Source organism: Arthrobacter sp. LAR12-1-1.1 (assembly GCF_040676555.1).
Taxonomy (GTDB): domain Bacteria; phylum Actinomycetota; class Actinomycetes; order Actinomycetales; family Micrococcaceae; genus Arthrobacter.
Map to the genome: position 1 here is coordinate 162,855 of NZ_JBEGIG010000034.1, position 23,875 is coordinate 186,729.

The 23,875-nt window shown below is 68.9% G+C and carries 16 protein-coding genes and 1 tRNA gene; 11 read left to right on the forward strand and 6 right to left on the reverse strand.

The genetic code is table 11. The features are described from left to right. Positions 1-129: 129 nt before the first annotated feature. Complete coding sequence (locus MRBLAR12_RS16930; RefSeq protein ID WP_364747236.1) at positions 130-1,356, forward strand: L,D-transpeptidase; 1,227 nt, start codon at positions 130-132, stop codon at positions 1,354-1,356. A gap of 112 nt (positions 1,357-1,468) precedes the next feature. Then, the gene (locus tag MRBLAR12_RS16935; RefSeq protein ID WP_364747238.1) at positions 1,469-2,743 is read left to right on the forward strand and encodes a TIGR01906 family membrane protein; all 1,275 of its coding nucleotides are present in this window, start codon (positions 1,469-1,471) and stop codon (positions 2,741-2,743) included. 23 nt (positions 2,744-2,766) lie between these two features. Here MRBLAR12_RS16935 and MRBLAR12_RS16940 read toward each other — a convergent pair whose 3' ends face one another. After that, the gene (locus MRBLAR12_RS16940; RefSeq protein ID WP_364747240.1) at positions 2,767-4,596 is read right to left on the reverse strand and encodes an AMP-dependent synthetase/ligase; all 1,830 of its coding nucleotides are present in this window, start codon (positions 4,594-4,596) and stop codon (positions 2,767-2,769) included. Positions 4,597-4,656: 60 nt separating this feature from the next. Continuing rightward, entirely contained in the window at positions 4,657-6,393 is a 1,737-nt protein-coding gene (locus MRBLAR12_RS16945; RefSeq protein WP_364747241.1) for a dolichyl-phosphate-mannose--protein mannosyltransferase, read from the reverse strand. 65 nt (positions 6,394-6,458) lie between these two features. Here MRBLAR12_RS16945 and rsmI point away from each other — a divergent pair, with 65 nt between their 5' ends. Continuing rightward, positions 6,459-7,379: a 16S rRNA (cytidine(1402)-2'-O)-methyltransferase gene (gene rsmI, locus MRBLAR12_RS16950; protein ID WP_414645526.1), complete on the forward strand. Its 921-nt coding sequence runs from the start codon at positions 6,459-6,461 to the stop codon at positions 7,377-7,379. Between the two features lie 271 nt (positions 7,380-7,650). After that, positions 7,651-9,150 (forward strand): NAD-dependent succinate-semialdehyde dehydrogenase, encoded by a 1,500-nt coding sequence (locus MRBLAR12_RS16955; protein ID WP_364747243.1) that lies wholly within the window; start codon positions 7,651-7,653, stop codon positions 9,148-9,150. A 9-nt stretch (positions 9,151-9,159) separates the two neighbouring features. Here the strand turns inward: MRBLAR12_RS16955 and MRBLAR12_RS16960 are convergent, their stop codons facing one another. The 3 genes from MRBLAR12_RS16960 to MRBLAR12_RS16970 are packed head-to-tail and all read right to left on the reverse strand — an operon-like array spanning position 9,160 to position 14,335. Next, positions 9,160-11,691 carry a DUF3488 and transglutaminase-like domain-containing protein gene (locus MRBLAR12_RS16960; RefSeq protein WP_364747245.1) on the reverse strand — a complete coding sequence of 844 codons (2,532 nt, stop codon included), beginning with the start codon at positions 11,689-11,691 and terminating at the stop codon, positions 9,160-9,162. After that, entirely contained in the window at positions 11,688-13,172 is a 1,485-nt protein-coding gene (locus MRBLAR12_RS16965; RefSeq protein WP_229995981.1) for a DUF58 domain-containing protein, read from the reverse strand. Before MRBLAR12_RS16965 ends, MRBLAR12_RS16960 begins: the two co-directional genes overlap by 4 nt. A gap of 14 nt (positions 13,173-13,186) precedes the next feature. After that, a complete protein-coding gene (locus tag MRBLAR12_RS16970) occupies positions 13,187-14,335 on the reverse strand; it encodes an AAA family ATPase (RefSeq protein ID WP_364747247.1) in 1,149 nt (382 codons plus the stop codon). A 177-nt stretch (positions 14,336-14,512) separates the two neighbouring features. On the opposite strand from MRBLAR12_RS16970, the gene MRBLAR12_RS16975 reads away from it, so the two are divergent. From MRBLAR12_RS16975 to MRBLAR12_RS16995, 5 genes are all read left to right on the forward strand, one after another. Continuing rightward, entirely contained in the window at positions 14,513-15,400 is an 888-nt protein-coding gene (locus MRBLAR12_RS16975; RefSeq protein WP_364747249.1) for a TatD family hydrolase, read from the forward strand. Between the two features lie 304 nt (positions 15,401-15,704). Continuing rightward, positions 15,705-16,850, forward strand: coding sequence for a transglycosylase family protein (locus MRBLAR12_RS16980; protein ID WP_229995020.1), 1,146 nt, complete (start codon positions 15,705-15,707; stop codon positions 16,848-16,850). Between the two features lie 215 nt (positions 16,851-17,065). After that, complete coding sequence (rsmA, locus tag MRBLAR12_RS16985) at positions 17,066-17,905, forward strand: 16S rRNA (adenine(1518)-N(6)/adenine(1519)-N(6))-dimethyltransferase RsmA (RefSeq protein ID WP_414645536.1); 840 nt, start codon at positions 17,066-17,068, stop codon at positions 17,903-17,905. An 81-nt stretch (positions 17,906-17,986) separates the two neighbouring features. Next, positions 17,987-18,949 carry a 4-(cytidine 5'-diphospho)-2-C-methyl-D-erythritol kinase gene (locus tag MRBLAR12_RS16990; protein ID WP_364747253.1) on the forward strand — a complete coding sequence of 321 codons (963 nt, stop codon included), beginning with the start codon at positions 17,987-17,989 and terminating at the stop codon, positions 18,947-18,949. A 59-nt stretch (positions 18,950-19,008) separates the two neighbouring features. Further along, positions 19,009-20,838, forward strand: a complete 1,830-nt coding sequence (locus MRBLAR12_RS16995; RefSeq protein ID WP_364747255.1) for an ABC-F family ATP-binding cassette domain-containing protein — start codon at positions 19,009-19,011, stop codon at positions 20,836-20,838. A gap of 483 nt (positions 20,839-21,321) precedes the next feature. Here the strand turns inward: MRBLAR12_RS16995 and MRBLAR12_RS17000 are convergent, their stop codons facing one another. Then, positions 21,322-21,921 (reverse strand): TetR/AcrR family transcriptional regulator, encoded by a 600-nt coding sequence (locus MRBLAR12_RS17000; protein ID WP_229995035.1) that lies wholly within the window; start codon positions 21,919-21,921, stop codon positions 21,322-21,324. A gap of 330 nt (positions 21,922-22,251) precedes the next feature. On the opposite strand from MRBLAR12_RS17000, the gene MRBLAR12_RS17005 reads away from it, so the two are divergent. Beyond that, a tRNA-Gln gene (locus MRBLAR12_RS17005) sits at positions 22,252-22,323 on the forward strand. A 42-nt stretch (positions 22,324-22,365) separates the two neighbouring features. Beyond that, a complete protein-coding gene (gene glmU, locus MRBLAR12_RS17010) occupies positions 22,366-23,871 on the forward strand; it encodes a bifunctional UDP-N-acetylglucosamine diphosphorylase/glucosamine-1-phosphate N-acetyltransferase GlmU (RefSeq protein ID WP_364747257.1) in 1,506 nt (501 codons plus the stop codon). Positions 23,872-23,875 lie beyond the last annotated feature (4 nt).

The following is a 23,875-nucleotide window of genomic DNA, read 5'->3' on the forward strand; positions in this document are numbered from 1 at the left end:
GTCCGGGGCCCCTTGTTGTGACCGTTTTGGGGGCACTTTTGTAACCGGATCGTGGTCGAAACGGTCCGGGGTTCCAAGGTAACTCGCTTATGCTGGCAAGATGACGTGTGGAAACGCCCGGGTCCTGTGATGGCCCTGAAAAACTGGAGTACTGGCCGCAAGATCGCCTTGGTGGGCGTGGTCTGCGTCCTGGCAGCCGGCGGCGGGGCCTTCGCAGCGGCGGCTCCGGGGATCGCCCAGCCGGCGATTTTCTCCGAGGCGGGATCCCCGGCCCGGACGACGCCGGGACTCGCCGTCCCGGTGGTGGCCCCCGCGGAACTTGCCGTCGCGCCGGCCGACGGCGCCAAGCAGGTAAACCCCGCAGCGCCGGTATCCCTCAAGGTCACCAACGGGCGCATTGACCGGGTGGCCCTCACGACCGACGCCGGCGACACCGTTGACGGCACCCTGAGCGCGGACGGGGCCGCATGGACTTCCTCCGGCGACCTGACGTTCAACACTCGGTACAACTTCAATTACTCCGTGGTGGATGACGCCGGACGCAACACCAACAGCACGCGGACCTTCACCACCGTCTCTACGGCCAACGAGGCCGACGCCGCGATCTATCCCCTGGACGGGATGAAGGTGGGCGTGGCCCAGCCCCTGCAGATCACCTTCAGCGAGCCGGTCCTGAACCGGGACGCCGTCGAAAAGGCCATCAAGATCACCTCCACTTCCGGCCAGAAGGGAGATTTCCGCTGGTTCAGCAAGAACACCGTCAGGTACCGGCCGGAGGCCTTCTGGGCAGCGAACAGCACCATCACGATGGACATGCAGCTGTTCGGCGTCGAGTTGGGCAACGGGCAGGTGGGCAACTTCAACAAGACGGTGACCATTCGCGTCGGGGACAAGAAAGTGGCAGTGGCCGACGCCAAGGCCCATACCTTCTCGGTGAGCATCAACGACCAGCCGGTCGGGAAGTGGCCGGCGACCATGGGGGACAAGCGGTTCCCGTCTGCCCGGGGCTATCTCGTGTTCATGGAGAAGCACCGGGTGGAGCACATGGACGCCTCCACGATCGGGCTCAAACCGGGGGATCCGGCCTACTACGGCCAGCTTGACGTCAACTACGCCACGCGCCTGACGCCCAGCGGGGAGTTCATCCACCAGGCCACGGATTCCGCAATGCCCTACATCGGCAAGGCGAACCTCTCCCACGGCTGCATCGGCCTGGGCCCGGACGGGGCGAAGTGGGTCTTTGACAACATGACCACCGGCGACGTCGTCCAAGTGGTGAACACCGAGGGGGAGTACGCCAACTTCGATGACGGCTACGGGGACTGGAACATCCCTTGGGCCCAATACGCCAACTGACGGGGTGGCACCTCGCCGAGCCTGATCCTCTGACGGTAGGCTCGGAGCCAGATAAATTGCGCAGCCGGGCGCAGGCCGGGCAGCACAAAAGCCTACGGAAGCGAAGCTCCACGTGACTGACAAGAGTCCCACCCCACCCGACCGGCCGGATCCTCACCTGGATCCCACGGACGACACCGACGAGCCGGCGTTCGACTGGATGAAGCCGGCCACCGCCGCCAAGCCCACCGCAGGCTCCGCAGCCGCCCCTGCCGGCAAGCCCGCTGCCACCTCCGCCGCAGGCTCTGCCGGCAAGCCCGCTGCCACGAAGCACGACGGCGCCGCAGCTGCTGCGGCCGCCGCGGCGGCGTCCGCAACCAGCCAGCCAGGGAGCCGCGCCGACCGCAAGGCGGCCGAGGCCGCCGTCCTCCAGACGGAGGCCGGGACGTCCGGTGCATCAGCCGGAGCACGCCAGGACTCCGGCTCCGACGAGCCGCTGCAGACCACGGCCCTGCAGGATCCTGCCCAGGAGGACGCCGAACGCCGCAATGCCGAACGCCGGAATGCCGAACGCGAGCAGGCCGCCAAGGCCAAGCCTGTCCTGCCCCGGGTGATGCAGGTGCTGCTCGCCGTGTTCTACCCCCTCATCCTGCTGGTGCTCGCCGTCCGTGCCGTGACCAGCCCCATGTTCCTCTGGGTGGAGTACAACCGGCCAGGCTTCCCCGGCGACGGCTACGGCTTCAGCACGGATGACCGCATGACCTACGGCTCCTACGCGGTGGACTACCTGAGCAACTGGTCAGGCCCGCGCTACCTCGGCGATCTTGTGGACCTAGGCGGCGAGCGGCTGTTCAAGGCCGGCGAAGTCAGCCACATGGCCGACGTCAAGGCCGTCATCTTGTCCACGTTCGGTGCCGGCACGCTGTTGATCCTGCTGGGCCTGGTTGCCGTGATCTACCTGTTGCGGAAGCACAACGGCGGAGTCCGCCGCGGCCTGTTTGCCGGCTCGATCGTCACCCTCGCGGTCATCATCGGCCTCGGAACCCTCGCCGTGCTCGGCTGGGAGCAGTTCTTCACCGATTTCCACCGGATTTTCTTCGCTAACGGGACCTGGACCTTTACGCTCCAGGACACCCTGATCCGGCTGTTCCCGGGCCAGTTCTGGATGGACGCCGGGATCGTCATCGGAGCCCTCGTCCTGCTTGCTTCCCTTCTCACCCTGATCCTGACCTGGCCCACGCGCCGGCGCCGCGGCCTTGGCAAGAAGGCCGGCACGTCCAAAGTCACGGACGTAGACGCTGACGCCGGCACCGCCGGCACCGCCGAGGCTGCGCCCACGGGAGACGGCACGCCCGGTGGCACCGGCAACGAGGCAGAGGGCGCTGCGCGCACCCGGCACACCGTCTAAGAGGGCCAGTTGCCCCTTGGGGTTCAGCCGTAGATGCGGTTGATGTGCTCCGCGTAGTCCCGCACGACGGCGGCCCGCTTGAGCTTGAGCGAGGGGGTCAGGTGCCCTGACTCCACGGTGAAGTCGGCGTCCAGGATGACGAAGCTGCGGATGGACTCGGCCTTGGAGACCAGGAGGTTCGCCTCATCGATGGCGCCCTGGATTGATGCCCGGACGCTCTCGTCGGCGGCGGCTTCGCCCGGGGCCATGACGGGCACCTTCCGCGCCGTGCACCAGTTGTGCAGTCCTTCCGGGTCCAGGTTGACCAGTGCCGAGACGAACGGCCGGCCGTCGCCAACCACCACGGCCTGTCCGACCAGCTGGTGCTCCCGGATCTTTTCCTCGAGCGGGCCCGGGGCGACATTCTTGCCGCCGGCCGTGACCAGCAGGTCCTTCTTCCGGCCCGTGATGGTCAGGAAGCCGTCCTCGTCGAGGGAGCCGAGGTCGCCGGTCCGGAAGAAACCGTCGACGAACGCCTCCGCGTTGGCGGCCTCGTTGGCGTGGTAGCCCTTGAAGACGCCGATGCCCTTGACCAGGATCTCACCGTCGTCGGCCACCCGGACCGTGGTTCCCGGCACCGGGATGCCGACTGTGCCCACCTTGGTCCTTGCCGGGGTGTTGGCCGTGCATGGCGCCGTGGTTTCCGTCAGGCCGTAGCCTTCCAGGACGGGGATGCCAGCGCCGCGGAAGAAGTGGGCGTCGTTGGAGCTCAGCGCGCTGGCACCGGAGACCGTGTACCGCAGCTGGCCGCCGAACCCCTGCCGGAGCCGGGGGTACACCAGCCGGTCGAAGACTGCGTGCCGGGCACGCAGGAAGAGTCCGGGTCCGGTGCCGCTGCCCCGGGAGGCGGCATCCAGGGCCTTGGAGTAGTCGACCGCGGCCGCCGCTGCAGCCGTGAAGATGCGGCCCTTGCCCGCGGTGGCAGCCTTCTGCGCGGCTCCGGCGTAGACCTTTTCGAAGATCCGGGGGACCACCAGCAGGAAAGTGGGCTTGAAGCTGGCCAGGTCTTCCAGGAGCTCCTTGGCGCTTGCGGTGTGTCCGAGGGTGGAGCCGGAACTCAGGCAGATGACCTGCACCGCCCGGGCTAAAACGTGCGCCAGGGGCAGGAACATCAGCGTCCGCGAACGCGGCTGCAGGAGGATCTCGGGCAGGAAGAGGGCGACGTTCTTCGCGACCAGGGCAAAGTTGGCGTGGGTGATCTCGCAGCCCTTGGGCTTGCCGGTGGTGCCGGAGGTGTAGACCAGGGACGCAACGTCCGCCAGGGACGCAGCGGTCCGGTGGCGTTCGAGCTCGGCGTCGGTCACCCCGGTGCCGGCCGCGGCCAGGCTCGCCAGGTTCGGTGCCGCGCCGTCGTTCTCCATCCGCACTACGGAGACAAGCCGGTCCCCGAGGACGGCGGAGGCGTCCAGGACGCCCTGGACGAGGGCCGCCTTGGCAGGGTCCTCGACGAAGACCCGCAGGGCCCCCGAGTCGTGGAGGATCCATTCGACCTGGGCCGCGGAGGAGGTCTCGTAGATCGGGACGGTGACGCCGCCGGCGAACCAGATGGCGAAGTCCACCACCGTCCACTCATACCGGGTGGCGGACATGACGGCGACGGTTTCACCAGGTGTCAGTCCGCCGGCAATCAGGCCCTTGGCCAGGGCCGTGACCTGCCCCAGGAATTGTTGGACGGAGACATCGGTCCAGCCGCTGGGGCCCTTGCGGGAGTAGAGGGCGTGCACGGGGTCCTTCGCGTGCTGCTCCAGGAGCAGGTCCGTCACGTTGCTCTCCGGATCCAGCTCCACGAGCAGTCCGGTGCTTGCTTCTCTCACAGCCGAGTCTCCATTTCCTGGTCCGCCCGGAGTTCGGCGGACTTCCCCTGCAATCCTGCCCTAGATCCAGGACGGCATCCACATCCGGATACGCCAGTCCTGGTACGGGATCACCTCGGCGGTCCAGACCGGATAGAAGAACGCGGACACCAGCACGGCCGCCACCACGAACAGCGCCACCAGGTAGAACCCGGATCGCCGGCGCCAGAGGGGGTCGCCGCGCTGGCCGAGCACCAGCCCCAGGCAATAGACCAGCGCCAGCACCAGGAACGGTTCAAAGGAGACCGCGTAGAAGAAGAAGGTGGTCCGCTCCGGGTACAGGAACCAGGGGAGATAGCCCGCGGCGACTCCGGCCAGAACCGCGCCGGCGCGCCAGTCGCGGCGGCCGGCCCACCAGAACAGCAGGACGCCCAGACTCACGGCCGCGCTCCACCAGATCAGCGGGTTGCCCACGGAGAGGATGGCGGTGGTGCAGTTGCTGAGATCGCAGCCCGGGCTGCCCTGCCCCGGGGATTCGTAGAAGAAGGACGTGGGCCGGCCCATGACCAGCCAGCTCCAGGCGCTGGCCTCGTACGGGTGGTCCGAACTCAGGCCCTGATGGAACTTGTAGGCTTCAAGGTGGTAGTGCGCCAGGGAGCGTACGGCGTTCGGCAGCCAGCCCCACTCGGCCGAGGGGTTGGTCTCGGCCCAGTGCCTGAAGTAGGCGTCTTTGGACCGGAACCAGCCGGTCCAGGTGGCGCCGTAGACCACGGCGGCCACCGGAACGATGCTCAGGAAGGCCGGGACGCCGTCCTTGAGGATGCCGCCGCTGATCCAGGCATGCACGCCGGCGATGCGCCGCGCGCTAAGGTCCCAGAAGACGGTCAGCAGGCCGAACCCGGCCAGAAAGAACAGGGCGGACCATTTCGTGCCGACCGCCAGGCCCAGGCACACTCCCGCAGCGAGGCGCCACCACCGGATGCCGAGCCAGGGCCCGGAGGTGAGCTGGAGCGCGGAGGGACGCCCCGTGGCGGAGGCTGCGGCCTGCCGGCCGAGCCGGGCTGCCAGCCGCCGCCGGCCGTCGTCGCGGTCCATCAGCAGGGCGCCGAACGCGGCGAGGACCCAGAACATGAGGAAGATGTCCAGCAGCGAGGTCCGGGACATGACGACGTGGTGGCCGTCCACGGCGAGCAGGACGCCGGCAACGGCGCCCAGGGTCAGCGAGCGGAAGAGCTTTTGCGCGATCAGGGCCAGCAGGAGGATGGACAGCGTCCCTGTCAGGGCCGCACCGAACCGCCAGCCGAAGGGATTGTCCGCCCCGAACAGCCACATGCCCGCGGCAATCATCCATTTGCCGACCGGCGGGTGGACCACGTACTCCGGCGTATTCAGCAGCACGCCGGGATTGCCGGCGATGAAGGAGTCGTTCGCCCGGTCGGGCCAGCTGCGCTCGTACCCGCTGACCAGGAATGAATACCCGTCTTTCACGTAGTACGTTTCGTCGAAGACCAGGTTTCGCGGCGTGTCCAGCCGGACGAACCGCAGTACGCCGCCCAGCGCGGCCGTGAGGACTGGAATGAGCCAGTACCAGAGCCGAAGCGACGCCGGGTAGTCCCGCCAGCTCTGGATGCTGCCGATCAGGCGTTCCCGGAGGGCCTCGGCCGTGTTGGCCTCGGCGGGGCGGCCGATCCAGCGGTGTCCCTCCAGATTGCGGCCGGTGCGGAAGCGGCCGCCGGCTCTGCCGTTGGCGCTGCTCGGACCTGTTGTCGGCGATGCGGCGGGGCCAGCCTCGGGCTGCCGCGTGGGGGTCTGGATCACGTTGCCATGCTACCTTTCGCGGCTGTGCTCGCAGGGCCGCGCCCCGGCGGCAGTAGGCTGGTCCTGTGGACCACGAACCCAGCACTTCCCCCCTTCCTCCCGCCGACGACAGCGCGGCCGCCGTCGTTCCGGCCCCTGTTTCCGCCCCTGGCGGCCCCGGCAGGATCGTCCTCGCGGCGACGCCGATCGGTAACGCCGGCGATGCCTCGGCGCGGCTCGTGGAGTTGCTTACGACGGCGGACATCGTTGCCGCGGAGGACACCCGGAGGCTGCACCGCCTCGTGCAGAACCTCGGCATCACCGTGGCCGGCCGGATCATCAGCTATCACGAGCACAACGAGGTGGCCAAGACCGCGGACCTGCTGGAGCAGGTCCGGTCCGGCAAGACTCTGGTCATGGTGACCGATGCCGGCATGCCGTCCGTGTCGGACCCGGGGTTCCGGCTGGTTGAAGGCGCCGTGGCGGCCGGGCTCACCGTCACTGCGGCGCCGGGCCCCTCCGCCGTGCTGACCGCCCTGGCCCTCTCCGGCCTGCCGACGGACCGCTTTTGCTTCGAAGGGTTCCTGCCCCGCAAGGCGGGCGAACGCTCCTCGCGGCTGGCGGACCTCGATGCCGAGCGGCGCACCATGGTGTTCTTCGAGGCGCCGCACCGGCTCGAACCTATGCTGAGGGCCCTGCGCGAAAGCTTCGGCGCCGACCGCCGGGCCGCCGTGTGCCGTGAACTGACCAAGACCTACGAAGAGGTCATCCGCGGCACCCTGCGTGAACTGCTCGAATGGGCCGAGTCCAACGAGGTGCGCGGCGAAATCGCGGTGGTGGTGGGCGGTGCTCCCGAACGCGAACCAGGCCGTCCCGAAGACCACGTGGCTGCCGTCAACGGGCTGATAGCCCAAGGCATCCGGTTGAAGGAGGCCGTCGCCGCCGTGGCCGACGACGCGAAAGTCAGCAAGCGCGAACTCTATGCCGCGGTGCTCGCCGCGCGGTGATGAAAGCCGCGGGCTCCGGGCGGCTCTGAGCCGCACCGGCCAGCTGGATCCGGACCCCGCGGATGGCATGGAGCAGTTGTGCAGCTGCACAGCATATTCTGGATCGGGTAGTGCGCGCATGCATAGACTTGCCCGTGAGCGCAGCAGTACCGTGGCAGTAATCCAGACGCCCGGGCCTGCTTGCGGGAACGAGCGCCGAAGCCAAAAACTAATTCAAACCAACTAGTGCCAACAAACTAGGGCCAACCGAATTGCTGACGAGGGAGTCATTGTGACTGTAACTGCCCAGCCTATTGTTTCCGCGGAGCGCGAGAGCGCCCTGCTGGCGTCCGTTCCGACGGGCCTGCTGATCAACGGCGAGTGGCGTCCGGCCGCGTCCGGGAAGACCTTCGACGTCGAGGACCCTGCCACCGGGAAGGTCCTGCTCAGCATTGCCGACGCCGGTCCCGAGGACGGCAAGGCGGCCCTGGACGCGGCCGCTGCCGCGCAGGAGTCCTGGGCGAAGGTCCCGGCCAGGGAACGGGGCGAGATCCTGCGCCGCGCCTTTGAGCTCGTGACCGAGCGGGCCGAGGACTTCGCGCTGCTGATGACACTGGAGATGGGCAAGCCGCTGGCCGAGGCCCGCGGAGAGGTCACCTACGGGGCGGAGTTCCTGCGCTGGTTCTCCGAGGAGGCCGTCCGCGCGTTCGGCCGCTACTCCGTCTCCCCGGACGGGAAGTCCCGGCTGCTGGTGACCAAGAAGCCGGTGGGCCCGTGCCTGCTGATCACGCCGTGGAACTTCCCGCTCGCGATGGCGACCCGCAAGATCGCCCCCGCGGTCGCGGCCGGCTGCACGATGGTGCTCAAGTCCGCGAACCTGACCCCGCTGACCTCGCAGCTCTTCGCGGCAGTGATGGTGGAGGCCGGGCTGCCCGCCGGTGTCCTGAACGTCATCCCGACCTCCACCGCCGGTGCCACGACCGGGCCGCTGATCAAGGACCAGCGCCTGCGCAAGCTGTCCTTCACCGGCTCCACCGAGGTCGGCCGCCGGCTGCTGGCGGACGCCTCCGAGACGGTGCTGCGGACCTCGATGGAACTCGGCGGGAACGCCCCGTTCGTGGTGTTCGGGGACGCCGACGTCGATGCCGCCGTCGCCGGGGCGATGCTGGCGAAGCTGCGGAACATGGGCGAGGCGTGCACCGCGGCGAACCGGTTCATCGTGCACGAGTCCGTCGCGCAGGAATTCGCGGAGAAGTTCGCCGCGAAGATGGCGCAGATGACCACGGCCCGGGGCACCGAGGCCGAATCCAAGGTCGGCCCGCTGATCGATGCGAAGAGCCGGGACAAGGTCCACGAGCTCGTCACCGACGCCGTCGCTGCCGGCGCGGTCGCGGTGACCGGCGGTTCCGCGGTCGAGGGCCCGGGCTACTTCTACCAGCCCACCATCCTCACCGGCGTGACCGAGGGCACCCGGATCCTGTCCGAGGAAATCTTCGGACCCGTCGCCCCGATCATCACCTTCGACACCGAGGACGAGGCCGTCCGGCTCGCGAACAACACCGAGTACGGGCTCGTGGCCTACGTCTTCACCCGGGACCTGAACCGCGGCATCCGGATGGGCGAACGGCTCGAGACCGGCATGCTGGGCCTGAACGCCGGCGTCGTCTCCAACGCCGCCGCACCGTTCGGCGGGGTCAAGCAGTCCGGCCTGGGCCGTGAGGGCGGCCTCGAGGGCATCGAGGAATACCTCTACACCCAGTACATCGGCATCGCCGACCCGTACGCCGGCTAAGCCCACAACCTAACCGCGACGCACCCGGCGGACGGAGCTGCGGATCTTCCCCCAGGATCCTGCGAGCCCCCGCCGGGTGCGTTGTGCTGTGCGGGCGAGGAGCCGGCGGGGCCGCGGGAGGGCCCGCCGCCAGTCGGAGATGACCGACGGCGGCAGCCAGGCCGCGCGCAGCCGGACCAGTGCCCCCGCGTTGGCCCGCAGCGAGGCCTGCACCAGGGCGATCCTGGCCGCGGCGGAGTCGGCCGGATCCGGGGAGTCTGCGTTCTGCGCCGGACCCCCGGCGCCGCCCGGGCGGCCGTATTGCTCACGTTCAAAGTCCTCGGTCAGCGCGGCCGCGGCCCGCTGCCCTGGCGCATCCTCGCCGTCGGGTTCCCCCAACGCCGCCGAGGCACGCAACCGCTCCGAGAAATGCCGCGGCGTCTCGCTCGCTCCGGGCGCCACGCCGTAGTCCGTGGCCAAGTCCCGCAGTTCCGCCCAGGCCGGCAGGGCCGTTCCTGCCGTGGCGCCGGGATAGCCGCGGGCCGCCGTCCTCAGCCTGCGGCGCCGCACGCCGCTGCGCACCAGCCGCGGGGTGGCCACCAGCAGTGCCAGCAGCAGCGCCGCACCAACGCCGTACAACGCCTGTGCCACCTGCGTGCCCCCGGGCGCCGGCGTGCCGGCCCCGGGCGCCGGAACCGTGCCGGGGACCGGGAACGGTGCCGGGGTGGAACCGTCCCCGGGGGTCAGGGCGTCGTTGCGTTCGTTGGTGCTGGCGCCGCTGGGCAAGGAGGCCTCCGTGGCGTAGGCCGGAACTAGGCCGCGGGACGGCGTCGGCTCAAACGCGACCCAGCCGACGCCCTGGAAGTAGAGCTCCGGCCAGGCATGGGCGTCCCGGGCATCGACCTCGAACTCCGGAAGCGGACCTTGGCCCGAGACCGCCACCGTGGCCCCGGTGGGGCGTCCCGGGGCGTAGCCCACGGCGATCCTGCTCGGAATGCCCTCCAGCCTGGCCATGACGGCCATGGCCGAGGCGAAGTGAATGCAGTAGCCGCTCTTCTGGTTCAGGAAGTCCGCCAGCACGGACAGGCCGTTCCCGTCGTAGCCGCCCTGCACGGGGGACTGCAGGGAGTAGGCGAACTCGGTGGAGCGCAGGTACCGCTGGATGGCCATGGCCTTCGCATACGGCGAGGCTGCTCCGGCCGTCACGGTCTTGGCCGTGCTGCTCACAACCTCCGGAACGTTCGACGGTTGCCGCAGGAAGTGCTCCGGGATCCCGCGCACCGGCTCGGAAGCCCGCGCCAACAGCGCCGCCGTGAGCTGCGGAGTGACGGACGTGACCAGGTACTGCTGGTCGCGGGAATTGGTGTCGACCCCCTTGATGCTCAGCGTCGCAGGATCCCAGCTCCAGCGCCCCGTCAGGCCGTTGACCGCTTCCGGCGCATACGGCGCGGGCAGGTACGGGCTCGTGTACTGGCCGGTGTTGACGGCCGTGATCACCCGGAGCTCTGTCGGGGCGGTGTCAAGCCCGGACTCGATCCTGCCGGTCCCCGTTTGCCGGGTGGACTCCCGGTCATCGGGGGACCAGGAATCGCCGTCAAAGTTGTCCACCGTCACCGAGCGCAGGTACGGCGTCGTCGGCGCGTTTGTGGCGAAGGTGATCCGGCCCTCGCCCGAGGGACTGCGCAGGCTGGTGCCCAGGCTGATCATCGGATTCAGGCCGGTGGCGCTGCCGAACGGGTTCAGCCGCGAGCCTTGCGGGAACGTGCCCTGGTCGAAACCCGGGATGACCGGCTGCAGCAGGAGCGTGACGGTCAACGCCGCGGCGGCCGTGATCGCGCCGCGCCGGAGCTGCCCGGGGTTCCGGGCCGTGTCGGCCAGGGTGCGGGCATCCGGCGTGAACCAGTGGCTGCACCCGAGAATCAGCAGATACCCGACGGCGGCGCCCACGAACCCCAGCACTCCCACGCTTTGCGGCTTGACCATGGCCGGTACCACGAGGATTGCCAGGATCCCCAGCCCGCTCGTGGCCGGCAGCGCCAGCGGGAACGCCAGGGCATCGATGAGGATCACCAGGAGCCCGAGCACCGCGCAGATCAGCATGACGATGCCGGCGTTGGGGGCCACCGGGGTGCTCTCGGCAAGGACGGTTTCGCTGGCCCGCCGGAGGAACTTTCCCAGGTAATTCATGGTCTCCGGCGACGGAATGAACCCGGCAATGCTGTGCTGCCGGAAGAAAATGAAGGTCAGGGCCACAATGAGCGCCACCAGTCCGCCGGCAGCCACGAGCCAGGTCCGGGCCCGCAGCGACCGGAGCACCGCCATGGAGAACGCGACGGAGAGGACGACACTGAACACCGGGGAGTACCAGGCCCACCCACGCAGGACGCCGTTGAAGCCGAGGGCGGCGCCCGCGACGGCCACCGCGACGGCGGTCCCCATCACCCAGGGCTGGGCGCCGGGTCCGTCCGGCCGGGACGTCACGCCGGGGGACGGGACTGTCGGTTCTTCCGTGCCGGCCGGGCCGGCGTCAGATCCGGAGCTGCGGTGCGGCGCGAGCGTCATGGCCGGCCCCCCACGCCGCGGCGGACGTCGGCCGCGGAGGACATCGCCGGGTCTGCCTGGTCGAAGGCCGCCCATGCATCCGGCAGCGGGCTCCGCGCAGTTACCGCCACGGCCCGCCACCCGCCCAGCCGCAAGGCCTCCAGTACCTCGGGCATTTCGCCGGAATCCTGTGCCTGGTCCGTGACCAGCAGCGCGAAGGCGTTCGCCCCGAACCCGGCTGCCGGCGACAGCGCCCGGGCCTCGGCCAGGGACAGGCTGCCCAGGACCGCCAGGACCGGTCCCCGCAAGCGGTGGGCGGAGAGCTTGACCATCAGGGCGTCGTCGAAGACCTGCGGGGCGTTGGGTCCGGCCTTGGCCTCCTGCGGGCGCGACTGCGGCCGCGGCCCCTGGGCGCGGTCACGGGGCGGGCGGGTGTGGTGATGGTGGTGCGGGCCGGAAAGTTCGATGGCGGCCAGGCTTTCCGCGATGGACTGCAGCCCGGCCGTTCCGGTGTACTCCTCGGCTTCCGGGTCGGGAGCGGACGGAGAATTCCGGAAGGCGGGCCGGCCCGCGCTGTCCAGGAACCGCAGCGAGTAGTTGCGTTCCGCGAGGTGCGCGCCGATCGACATCGCCGCCGTGACAGCCCATTCGAAGGCGTCGCAGGTCAGCAAGTCATGGCCGTCGCCCTCCCCGCTCCCCGAGTGGCCGCCCGGGGAGTGGGCGCTGTGGCCAAACACGCCGTGGGGAAAAGCCGAGAGGCGCTGCTCCAGGATGATCGTTGCCTCGGGGGTCGTGACGGATTCCTCCTGCCGCACCATGAGGGACCCGTGCCGGGCGGTCGCGGCCCAGTGCACGCGGCGCAGCGGATCCCCGTGCCGGTACTCGCGGGTCATGACGTCATCGTCGCTTGGATTGGCCCGGGCCCGGGTGGGTGTGACGCCGTCGTGTCCGCGGGCACCGGCGAGCCCTGTCTCGGGGAGCTCCACAGCGGCGGGCGTCACGGTGAGGAGGTCGCCGTCGTCAATCGCATGGCGGTGGAAGGACAGCCCGAAGGGGTCGCTGAACTCCGCCGTGACGGGCCCGATCAGGAACTGGCCGCGCCGGGCCGAGCGAAGGTGGTACTCATAGCGGCTGGTGCCGCCGGCGGCCGCACGGGCCGGGAAACGGAAGACCGGGGATTCGCCGAACCGGGCCGGCAAGTGTTCCTCCATGATCGCGTGGCCTGTACCGGCCCCGGTCCGCGCGACGGCCAGCCGCACCGTGGTGCGCGCGGACGTTTCGACCGGCGACGGGCTGAATTCGCGGTAGACCTGGAACCTCGGCTTCAGGACCCGGGTTCCGGCCAGGGCCAGCACCGGCAGGACCAGCAGCAGTACGGCCAGCGCCAGCAAATCCCGGCGCCCCATGATCTGCGCGGCCAGCAGGGACAGCGCACCCGCTCCGAGCAGGCCCCAGCCGCGGGTGCTGAAGAAGTGTCCGGGGAACCGATCCCTCAACGCCACGGCGGAACCATGCCCTAGCGCGGATTCGGCAGTTTGGGTGAGGGCGCGGCTGCCATGGCTGAGGCCTGCTTCCGACCAGGGCGGCCGGTTCCGTTGGTTGAAGCCGTCACTTCCGGCGTGACGGGGATCTTGGCGATGATGGCCCGGATGACGCTTTGCGGCGTTTCGCCCGCGCTGGCCGCCTTGCGGTCGAGGATGATCCTGTGGGCGAGCACCGCTTCGGCGACGCTGACGACGTCGTCCGGCAGCACGAAGTCCCGGCCCTCCAGTGCGGCGGTGGCCTTCGCCGCACGCAGGAGCTGAAGCATGGACCGCGGGCTTGCGCCGAGCCGGAGAAGCCCGCTTTCGCGCGTGGCCCGTCCCACGGCCACCGTGTACTCCTTGATGGACCGGGACACGTAGACCTGCTGCACCGTGGCGATCATGGCGGCCACTTCCGCCGCGGTGACCACTGCCGTCACGCGGGCCAGGGGAGAGGATGCCTGATGGGTCTCCAGCATCTCCATCTCGGACTCACGGTCCGGGTAGCCCATGGAAATCCGGGCCATGAAGCGGTCCCGCTGCGCTTCCGGCAGCGGGTACGTGCCCTCCATCTCAATGGGGTTCTGCGTCGCCACCACCATGAACGGCTCATCCAGCCGGTAGGACGTGCCGTCCACCGTGACCTGGTGCTCCTCCATGCACTCCAGGAGGGCTGATTGGGTCTTGGCCGAGGCGCGGTTGATTTCGTCCCCGATGACGATATTGGCGAACACCGCGCCGTGCCGGAACTCGAAGGTCCGGGTCGCCTGGTTGTAGATGGACACGCCTGTGACGTCGGACGGGAGCAGGTCCGGCGTGAACTGGATCCGGTTGACGGAACAGTCGATAGTGCGGGCCAGGGTCTTGGCCAGCAGCGTCTTGCCCACCCCCGGGACGTCTTCCAGCAGCAGATGGCCCTGGGCAAGGAGCACGGTGAGCGCCAGCTTGGCCGCTTCAGCCTTGCCGTCAATGACCGTATTAATGGCCGTCAGGATCCGGGTGCTGGCTGAGTGGAAGGCGTCCGCGTCCATAGCCGGCGCCGAGGACCGGTGTCCGGCTGCGTTTGGGTCCAGGCCGGGGCGGCCCGGGAGTCTCTGTCCTTCGGGGAGGATGTCGTCTACGGAAGTGCGGTGGTAATCCATCGGCAGCCTTTCAGCCCTGGTGGGTCCCGGAACCGACCGCCAGCGGCCGCCGGACCCCGCAGCAGCGTTCGCCTGTTTCCTAACGGGGAAATAACAGAGTACTTACAGACTACTAACACAACTGCCGGGCCTGACAGAGAGTTCCGGGGATTTCTGGGCGCCGGTTAGGGTGGATGAATGCTCAATCCCCTCACTCCCGTCCCGTTCCGGGCGCCCGGAACTGACGGTACCGGACGCAGCGGGTATCCGCCCGCACCGGAGCCGCTGCCCGTGTCGGTCATGGACAACCACACGCATCTGGACTTTCCCGACGCGGAGCTCACCGTGGGCATCAGGGACGCCCTCGACGCCGCCGCAGCGGTGGGCGTCCAAGGTGCGGTGCAAGTGGGCTGCGACCTCGAGTCGTCCCGGTTTACCGTCAAGGCGGTTGACCTTGACCCCCGGCTCCTGGGCGCAGTTGCCCTCCACCCCAACGATGCCCCCGGCTATGCCCGGCGCGGCGGACTCGAGGACGCCCTGGCCGAGATCGAGGCCCTGGCCGCCCATCCGAGGATCCGGGCGATCGGTGAGACCGGCCTGGACTTTTTCCGGACCGAGGGGGAGGGCCTGGCCCACCAGCGCTATTCGTTCCGCCGCCATATCGACATCGCCAAACGGCTCGGACTGACGCTGCAAATCCATGACCGCGACGCCCACGACGACGTCGTCCAGGTGTTGCGCGACGAGGGGGCCCCGGAGCGCGTGGTCTTCCACTGCTTTTCCGGCGACGAGGCCCTCGCCCGGACCTGCAACGCTGAGGGCTGGTACATGTCCTTCGCCGGAACCGTGACGTTCAAGAACGCGGCGGACCTGCGGGCAGCGCTGGCCATCGCGGAGCCGAGCCGGGTCCTGGTCGAGACCGACGCGCCCTTCCTTACCCCGCACCCGCATCGCGGCCGCCCGAACGCGAGCTACATGGTTCCGTATACGGTTCGGGCCATGGCCAATGTGACTGGGTCTGAGCTATCCGAGCTGTGCTCGCAAATCGCCGCCAATACCGTGCGGGCGTACGGATCCTGGGACTGAACTGCCCCCTCTCAGCCGCGCGGGATAGATACCGGGTATGCACAAATTCTTGGCTCCTTTATAACGCTTCGATTACAGTGGTCAACTATTAGCCGGGGTCGGGGAAGGCCTACGGATAATTTCACTCCAGCAGGGCGTGCATTGTGGCCAACGAACCACATGCGCGCTCTCGTTTTGGGTGAGGCAGTGCACGCATTTTCCGTGACGCTCCGGACGCTGTCCGGAGCCGCCGTTGGCGCGCTCACGGAGGGTGGCCACGTGCACTTATCCCCGTGCCCGGAAGGTCCAAGAGATTCGGGCAATTGTGGTCAAGTTCTTCACATCGGACGGAAAGTTCAGTTTCGTCAAGGTTGGCACGCAGCTCGTGGTGCTGGTGGCGCTGGTGCTGGGCCTCGTGGCCTTCGTCGGCAACAACAAGACGATCACACTCAACGTGGATGGCAAAGTCAGCTCCGTCCAGTCCTTCGGCGGAACCGTCGGAGAGGTCGTCAAGGGTGCCAAGGTTGAACTGCAGCCATCCGACAGGGTCTCGCCTTCGGTGGACGCCCACGTGCAGGACGGGTCCGTCATCAACGTCAACCTCGCAAAAGCCGTCAAGGTCAGCCTGGACGGCGCCGAGCGGACCATCTCCACGACCTCGCCCACCGTCGAAGGGCTCGTGACCGAACTCGGCGTGGCCAGCGCCTCGCAGGTCTCCGTGCCCAAGGACGCCCAGCTCGCCGTGTCCGGCTCGTTCGTTTCCATCTCGACGCCGAAGACCGTGAGCGTCGTCGCGGACGGCAAGGCTGCCGCGACCACCACGACGGCGGCCACCGTGGCCAAGGTGCTTGAGGACGCCGGGCTTTCGCTCGGAGCCAGCGACCGCGTCTCCCAGCCCGGGAACGCCCCCGTGGTCAATAACATGGTGATCAAGGTCTCCCGCGTCGACGTCAGCAAGACGGCCAACACCACCGAGCCCGTTGCCTTCGAAACACTCACCACCGAGAGCGCGGACATGTTCAAGGGTGAGAAGACGGTCACCCAGGCCGGCGTCGCCGGCACCACCAGCAAGAGCTTCAAACTGGTCCTCGTGGACGGCCGCGAAGCTTCCCGGACCCTGGTGTCCGAGACCGTCAGCGCCCAGCCCGTCACCGAAAAGGTGACCGTCGGCACCAAGGAAAAGCCCACGCCGGCCGCCAACACCGGCGCGTCCGCCCCCGCCATGATGAACCAGGGCATGTGGGACAAGATCGCGCAGTGCGAATCCGGCGGCAACTGGTCCATCAACTCCGGCAACGGCTACTACGGAGGCCTGCAGTTCGACGTTAGGACCTGGCTCGGCTCCGGCGGCGGCGCCTACGCCCCGAACGCCGCTGCGGCCACCAAGGCCCAGCAGATCGACATCGCCAACCGCGTCTACGCGCAGCGCGGCCTGCAGCCCTGGGGTTGCGGCTGGGCCGCCTCCAGCTAGCACGCCAGAGCCGTAGGCCAGCCCGGCGGCTGACCGCCGGCTGCTGCCCGCCCGACTCCGCGGCTGCCGACCACAGCCAGGGGACCGCACAGGCCGGGTCCGGATTCGCTCCGGACCCGGCCTGCGGCGTACCCGCGCCGGGATAGGATACCTAGGTGACTGAACCGAGCCCCTCCGCCCCCGAAAGCCTGCCCGGAGCGGCGCCCGCACCGCTGATGGGTGCCTCCGATATCCGCCGGCTGGCAGAAGAAATCGGCGTGCGGCCCACGAAGACCCTCGGCCAGAACTTCGTCATTGACGGCAACACCATCCGGCGGATCGTAAACACCGCTGACATCCGGGCCGACGAGACCGTGCTGGAAGTCGGTCCCGGCCTCGGCTCGCTCACCCTTGGCCTGCTGGACGCCGCCCGGAGCGTGGTCGCCGTCGAGATCGATCCGGTCCTCGCCGGGCGCCTGCCGGCCACAGTGGGCCAGTGGCGGCCGGACGCCGTCGGGAATTTCCACCTCGTCCTGGCCGATGCCATGAGGGTCACCGAGCTGCCCGTCGAGCCGACCGCGCTCGTGGCGAATCTTCCCTACAACGTTGCCGTTCCCGTGGTGCTGCACCTCCTGCAGCGCTTCCCGAGCCTGCAGCACGGCCTGGTCATGGTCCAGGATGAAGTCGCCGACCGCCTCGCGGCCGGGCCCGGTTCCAAGACCTACGGCGTGCCTTCGGTCAAGGCCGCCTGGTACAGCAGCATGCGCAAGGCCGGCGTGATCGGCATGAACGTCTTCTGGCCCGCACCCAAAATCCATTCCGGACTCGTCGCCTTCACGCGCCGGGAGCCCCCCGTCACGACTGCCACCAGGGAACAGGTCTTCGCCGTGATTGACGCCGCCTTCGCGCAGCGCCGCAAGACGCTCCGGGCCGCCCTGGCCGGTTGGGCGGGCAGCGCCGCCGAGGCCGAACGCTGCCTGCGGGCCGCCGGCGTCGACCCGACCGCCCGCGGTGAAGTGATCGACATTGCGGCGTTCGCCAGAATCGCCGAAGCCCACACGCAGCCGGTCGCCTGAAGTCGTTCTGAGCCCCTGATGAGTTCCCCTGGGAGCTGTTCCGTGCTTGGAGCGCGGGCCGCGATGCCATAGCGTGGAGCCATGAACGCAGTGAGAGGGCGCTTTGCCGCGAGGACTGTTCGAGTCAAGGCTCCAGGCAAGGTCAACGTCTCACTGGACGTAGGGCCGTTGCGCCCGGACGGCTACCACTCAGTTGCCAGCGTCTACCTGGCCGTCTCACTCTACGAAGAAGTCGCGGCCACCAGCACCGATACCGGCGAGATCACCGTCAGCATCAGTTCCGCGAGCACTCTGGACCTTGACAGCGTGGACATCCCGCTCGATCACCGCAACCTGGCTTACAAAGCGGCAGCCATCATGGCCGACGTCTCGGAGCACTCCACCGGTGTCCACCTGGAGATCACCAAGCGGGTGCCCGTGGCCGGCGGGATGGGCGGCGGGTCCGCCGACGCCGCCGCCACCTTGCTGGCCTGCGACGCCTTGTGGAACAGCGGCCTGTCCCGCGACGAGCTGGCCCACCTGGCCGCCGAACTCGGCGCAGACGTCCCCTTCGCGCTGCTCGGCGGCACCGCCGTCGGGCTGGGCGTGGGCGACGACCTCTCGCCGGCCCTCGTCAAGGCCCAGACCGACTGGGTCCTCGTCACCGCCGACTTCGGCCTGTCCACCCCGGAGGTTTTCCGGACCCTGGACCGGCTGCGCGCGGCCGAGGGCGCGGCGGTGGACGAACCGGAAGCCGTGGATCCCGGCGTCATCACGGCACTGCGCACCGGCGACGCCGACGCCCTGAGCCGTGTCCTGGTCAACGACCTGCAGCGTGCCTCGATCGAGCTCGCCCCGGGCCTGCGCGAGACCCTGGGGCGCGGGGAGGCCTGCGGTGCGATCGCGGGAATCGTCTCCGGCTCCGGACCCACGGTCGCGTTCCTCGCGCACAGCCCCGCTGCCGCGGCCGGGCTCGCCGAAGAGCTCCGCCACCACAGTTTCGACGCCCTGGCCGTGCACGGCCCGGTGCACGGGGCCCGCATCATCTCCGATACGCTCCTTTAGGAGCTTTTCGAGCTCCCCACCGCATTACTTCACCGATACACCTAAGAAAGCAGTTCCCTGTGGCACACCTGCTCGGCGGCGAGAACCTCACGGTTTCGTATGCAACCCGTACCGTCCTCAATGGCATTACCCTCGGCCTTGAAGAGGGAGACCGGATCGGCATGGTGGGCCGCAACGGCGACGGCAAGTCGACCCTTATGCGGCTGCTGGCCATGCGCTCCACCCCGGACTCCGGCCGGGTGACCAAGCGCAGCGAGGTCAACATCGGCTACCTGGACCAGAGCGACGTGCTCGACGGCGACCTCACCGTCGGCGCCGCGATTGTTGGGGACCAGGCCGACTATGAATGGGCCCGCAATCCCCAGATCCGCGAAGTCATGGGCGGCCTGGTGTCCGACGTCGACTGGCACGCCAACGTCCATGCGCTCTCCGGCGGGCAGAAGCGGCGCGTGGCGCTGGCCAAGCTGCTGATCGAGGACCACGACGTCATCATGCTCGACGAACCCACCAACCACCTCGACGTCGAAGGCGTCGCGTGGCTGTCCCGGCACCTGAAGACGCGCTGGCGCGCCAACCAGGGCGCCTTCCTCGTGGTCACCCACGACCGCTGGTTCCTCGATGAGGTCTGCACCAAGACCTGGGAAATCCACGACGGCATCATGGACCCGTTCGACGGCGGCTATGCAGCCTACGTGCTGGCCCGCGCCGAACGTGACCGCTCCGCTTCCGTGGTCGAAAGCAAGCGCCAGCAGCTCGTGAAGAAGGAGCTCGCCTGGCTCCGCCGCGGTGCGCCGGCCCGCACCGCCAAGCCCAAATTCCGGATCGAGGCAGCCAACGCCCTGATCGCCGACGTCCCCGAGCCGCGCGACTCGACGGCGCTGAGCAAGATGGCCACGGCCCGGCTCGGCAAGGACGTCCTGGACCTTGAGAACGTCTCGCTGGACTTCCTCGGCGGCGATGCCGGGCAGAAGCTCTTCGACAACATCACCCTGCGGCTTGCCCCGGGCGAGCGGCTGGGCCTCGTGGGCGTCAACGGCGCCGGCAAGACCACCCTGCTGAAGCTCCTCAACGGCGAGATCCAGCCCACCTCCGGCAAGGTCAAGCGCGGCAAGACGGTGGTCACCGCGGTCCTCACCCAGGAGGTCAAGGAACTCGACGACGTCTCGGACCTGCGCGTGATCGAAGTGATCGAGCGTGAAAAGCGCTCCTTCAACGTCGGCGGCAAGGAATTCACCGCCGGCCAGCTCGTGGAGCAGCTTGGCTTCACCAACGAGAAGCAGTGGACCCCGGTCAGGGACCTCTCCGGTGGCGAACGCCGCCGGCTGCAGCTCCTGCGCCTGCTCGTGGGGGAGCCGAACGTGCTGATGCTTGACGAGCCGACCAACGACCTCGACACCGATACCCTCGCCGCCGTCGAAGACGTGCTCGACGGCTGGCCGGGCACGCTTGTTGTGGTCAGCCACGACCGGTACTTGCTGGAGCGCGTCACGGACCACCAGATGGCGCTCCTGGGCGACGGCAAGATCCGCGCCCTCCCGCGCGGCGTTGACCAGTACCTCGAATTGCGCGAAGGAGCCCTCGCCGGCTCCACGATCACCGGCGGCGGGAACCCCGTCACCTCCTCCGGCGGGGGTGCCGCGCCGGCCGCCGGCGGCCCTTCGGAGGGTGAAAAGCGCGACGCCCGCAAGGCCAAGAACCGGATCGACCGCCAGCTGGGCAAACTCAAGCAGCAGGAAGACAAGATCCACGCCCAGATGACGGCCGGGGCCGGGGACGCCAGCAAGTTCGACCAGCTCGCCGCGCTCAACGCGAAACTCCAGGAACTCGCCGGGGAACGCGAAGCCCTCGAACTCGAATGGCTCGAGGCCCTGGAAGTGCTGGGGGAGTAGTCTCCCGGCTGCCGCGGGACATGCCCAGTGTGCTCGGCCACGGCTGGACATGCTCAGTGTGTTCGGGCACGGCTGGACATGCCCCTCGGAGCGTGTGACTCCCACGGGACATGTCCCAGTGAGCAGGCCAACACTGGACATGTCCTTTGCAGCCTTGAAAACACGCAGGACATGTCCCTTGGCGCGGGCCAAGGATGAGCATGTTGGTGTTATGTCCATTCCTCGTGACCAGCACTGAGCATGTCCCGCGGAGCGCGTGATTCCTGCAGGTCATGTCCCTCGGCTCGCCCCAAGGATGGGCATGTTGGTGTTATGTCCATTCCTCGTGACCAGCGCTGAGCATGTCCCGCGGAGCGCGTGAATCCCGCAGGTCATGTCCCTCGGGCCGCCTCAGGGATGGGCATGTTGGTGTTATGTCCATTCCTCGTGACCAGCGCTGAGCATGTCCCGTGGCAGCGAACGAGTCCCACCAGCCCCTGGGATTCAGTCCTGGCTGCGGAGACCCGGATCCTTCTGCAGCCCGGTCAGGCCATTCCAGGCCAGGTTCACGAGGTGCGCGGCGACTTCGCGTTTGTCCGGGGTGCGGCTGTCCTGCCACCACTGGCCCGTCATCGCGACCATCCCCACGAGCATCTGGGCGTACATGGCCCCGTCCGCGGGGCTGAAGCCGCGGCGGGCGAGCTCATCCTCGAGGATGTGCTCCACCCTGGCCGCCACCTGCGAGAGCAGCGTGGAGAACGCCCGTTCCGGCTGGGGCGGCGGTGCGTCGCGCATGAGGATGCGGAAGCCGTCGGTCCGGTCCTCGATGTAGGTCAGCAGGGCAAGGGCGGCCCGTTCCACGAGGACGCGCGGCTTGGCGTCCTCGGCCAGGGCATCGTTGATGGAGGCCAGCAGGATGTGGAACTCCTTTTCCACAACCTGCGTATACAGGCCTTCCTTGGAGCCGAAGTGCTCGTAGATCACCGGTTTGGAGACGCCCGCGGAGGCGGCGATTTCCTCGATGGTGGTGCCGTCCAGGCCGCGGACAGCGAAAAGCCCCCGGCCGATACCGATCAACTGCGTGCGCCGCTGCGGGCCCGTCATACGGGGCCGGGCAACGTGGCCGGGGGCACGCGCGGGCCTGCCGTTGCCGCCGTCCGCCCCGCCGGATGCCCCTGCACTCTTGATCACTGCACCATCATGCCCTACCGACCGGCGGGGCCGGCCCCGCCACCGCACCCGCCACCGCACGGGCCGCCCGCACCGGCCAGCCGCCCTACGGTGCCGCCGCACGCGGCTGCGTCGGGCCGCACCGGGCCGTCACCGGCCCCCGCCACCGCACCGGCCCGCCGCCCTTCTCGCGGCGCTGAGTCGCACGAGCGTCAACCTTCGTGGCAGAATTGGTTCTCGTGCCACAGGTCAAGCCCGGCACGGTCCGCTCTGGTGTAATGGCAGCACCCCGGCCTTTGGAGCCGTGGAGTATAGGTTCGAGTCCTATGGGCGGAACTGGCGAGACACACTGCGCAACCAAGCAAGGAGAGCCAATACGTGAGCCCCGAGAACACTGGCCCAGCCGCCGTGATTGTCCTAGCTGCAGGGGCCGGTACCCGGATGAAATCCCGTACCCCAAAAATTCTCCATGAGATCGGCGGCCGCTCCCTGGTCGGCCACGCGCTCCAGGCCGCCCGCAGTATCCACCCCCGCGAACTGGCCCTCGTGGTTCGGCATGAACGCGACCGCGTGGCCGCGCACGTCTCCGCCCTCGATCCGCAAGCCCTGATCGTGGACCAGGATGATGTGCCCGGCACCGGCCGTGCGGTCGAAGTCGCACTGGAAGCGCTCGACGCCGAAGGCCCATTGAGCGGCACAGTCGTTGTCACGTACGGCGACGTCCCCCTGCTCACCGGCGAACTGCTCGCCGAACTCGTCGCCGCCCACGAGGTCGAGGGCAACGCCGTCACCGTCCTGACCGCCGTGCTCGAGGACGCCACCGGCTACGGTCGCATCCTCCGTGCCGACGACGGAACCGTCACGGGAATCCGCGAGCACAAGGACGCCACCAGCACCGAACGCGAAATCCGTGAGGTCAACTCCGGCATCTACGCCTTCGACGCCGCCGTGCTCCGCGACGCGCTGGTCCACGTCACCACGGACAACGCCCAGGGCGAGAAGTACCTCACCGATGTCCTGGCCCTGGCCCGCGCCGCCGGCGGCCGCGTCGCCGCCGTCGTCACCGAAGACCGCTGGCAGGTAGAGGGCGCCAACGACCGCGTCCAGCTCTCGGCGCTCGGAGCCGAACACAACCGCCGCATCATCGAAGCCTGGATGCGCGCCGGTGTGACGGTCGTGGATCCCGCCACCACGTGGATCGACGCCACGGTGACGCTCGACGAGGACGTCCGCCTCCTGCCCAACACGCAGCTGCACGGTGCCACCACGGTGGCGCGCGACGCCGTCGTCGGCCCGGAAACCACGCTGACCGACGTCACCGTGGGGGCGGGCGCGAAGGTGATCCGCACGCACGGCTTCGGCTCCACGATCGGTCCGCGCGCCAGCGTGGGCCCCTTCACCTACCTGCGCCCCGGCACCGTCCTGGGCGAGACCGGCAAGATCGGCGCGTTCTACGAAACCAAGAACGTCACGATCGGCCGCGGCTCCAAGCTGTCCCACCTCGGCTATGCCGGGGACGCGGAAATCGGCGAGGACACCAACATCGGCTGCGGCAACATCACCGCCAACTACGACGGCGAAAAGAAGCACCGCACGGTGATCGGCTCGGGTGTGCGCACCGGTTCCAATACCGTGTTCGTCGCCCCCGTCCGCGTGGGCGACGGCGCCTACAGCGGTGCCGGCGCGATCATCCGCCAGGACGTCCCGGCCGGGGCCCTTGTCGTCTCCCTGGCCAGGCAGCGGAACTCCGAAGGCTGGGTCCCGGCCAACCGCCCCGGTTCCGTCTCCGCCGCCCTGGCAGAGTCCGCCGGCGCCGTGTCCGCCGGCGCCGTGGGCGTCGCCCCAACATCCTCCACTACTCCGGCACCGACAGAAGAGGGCTAGCAAT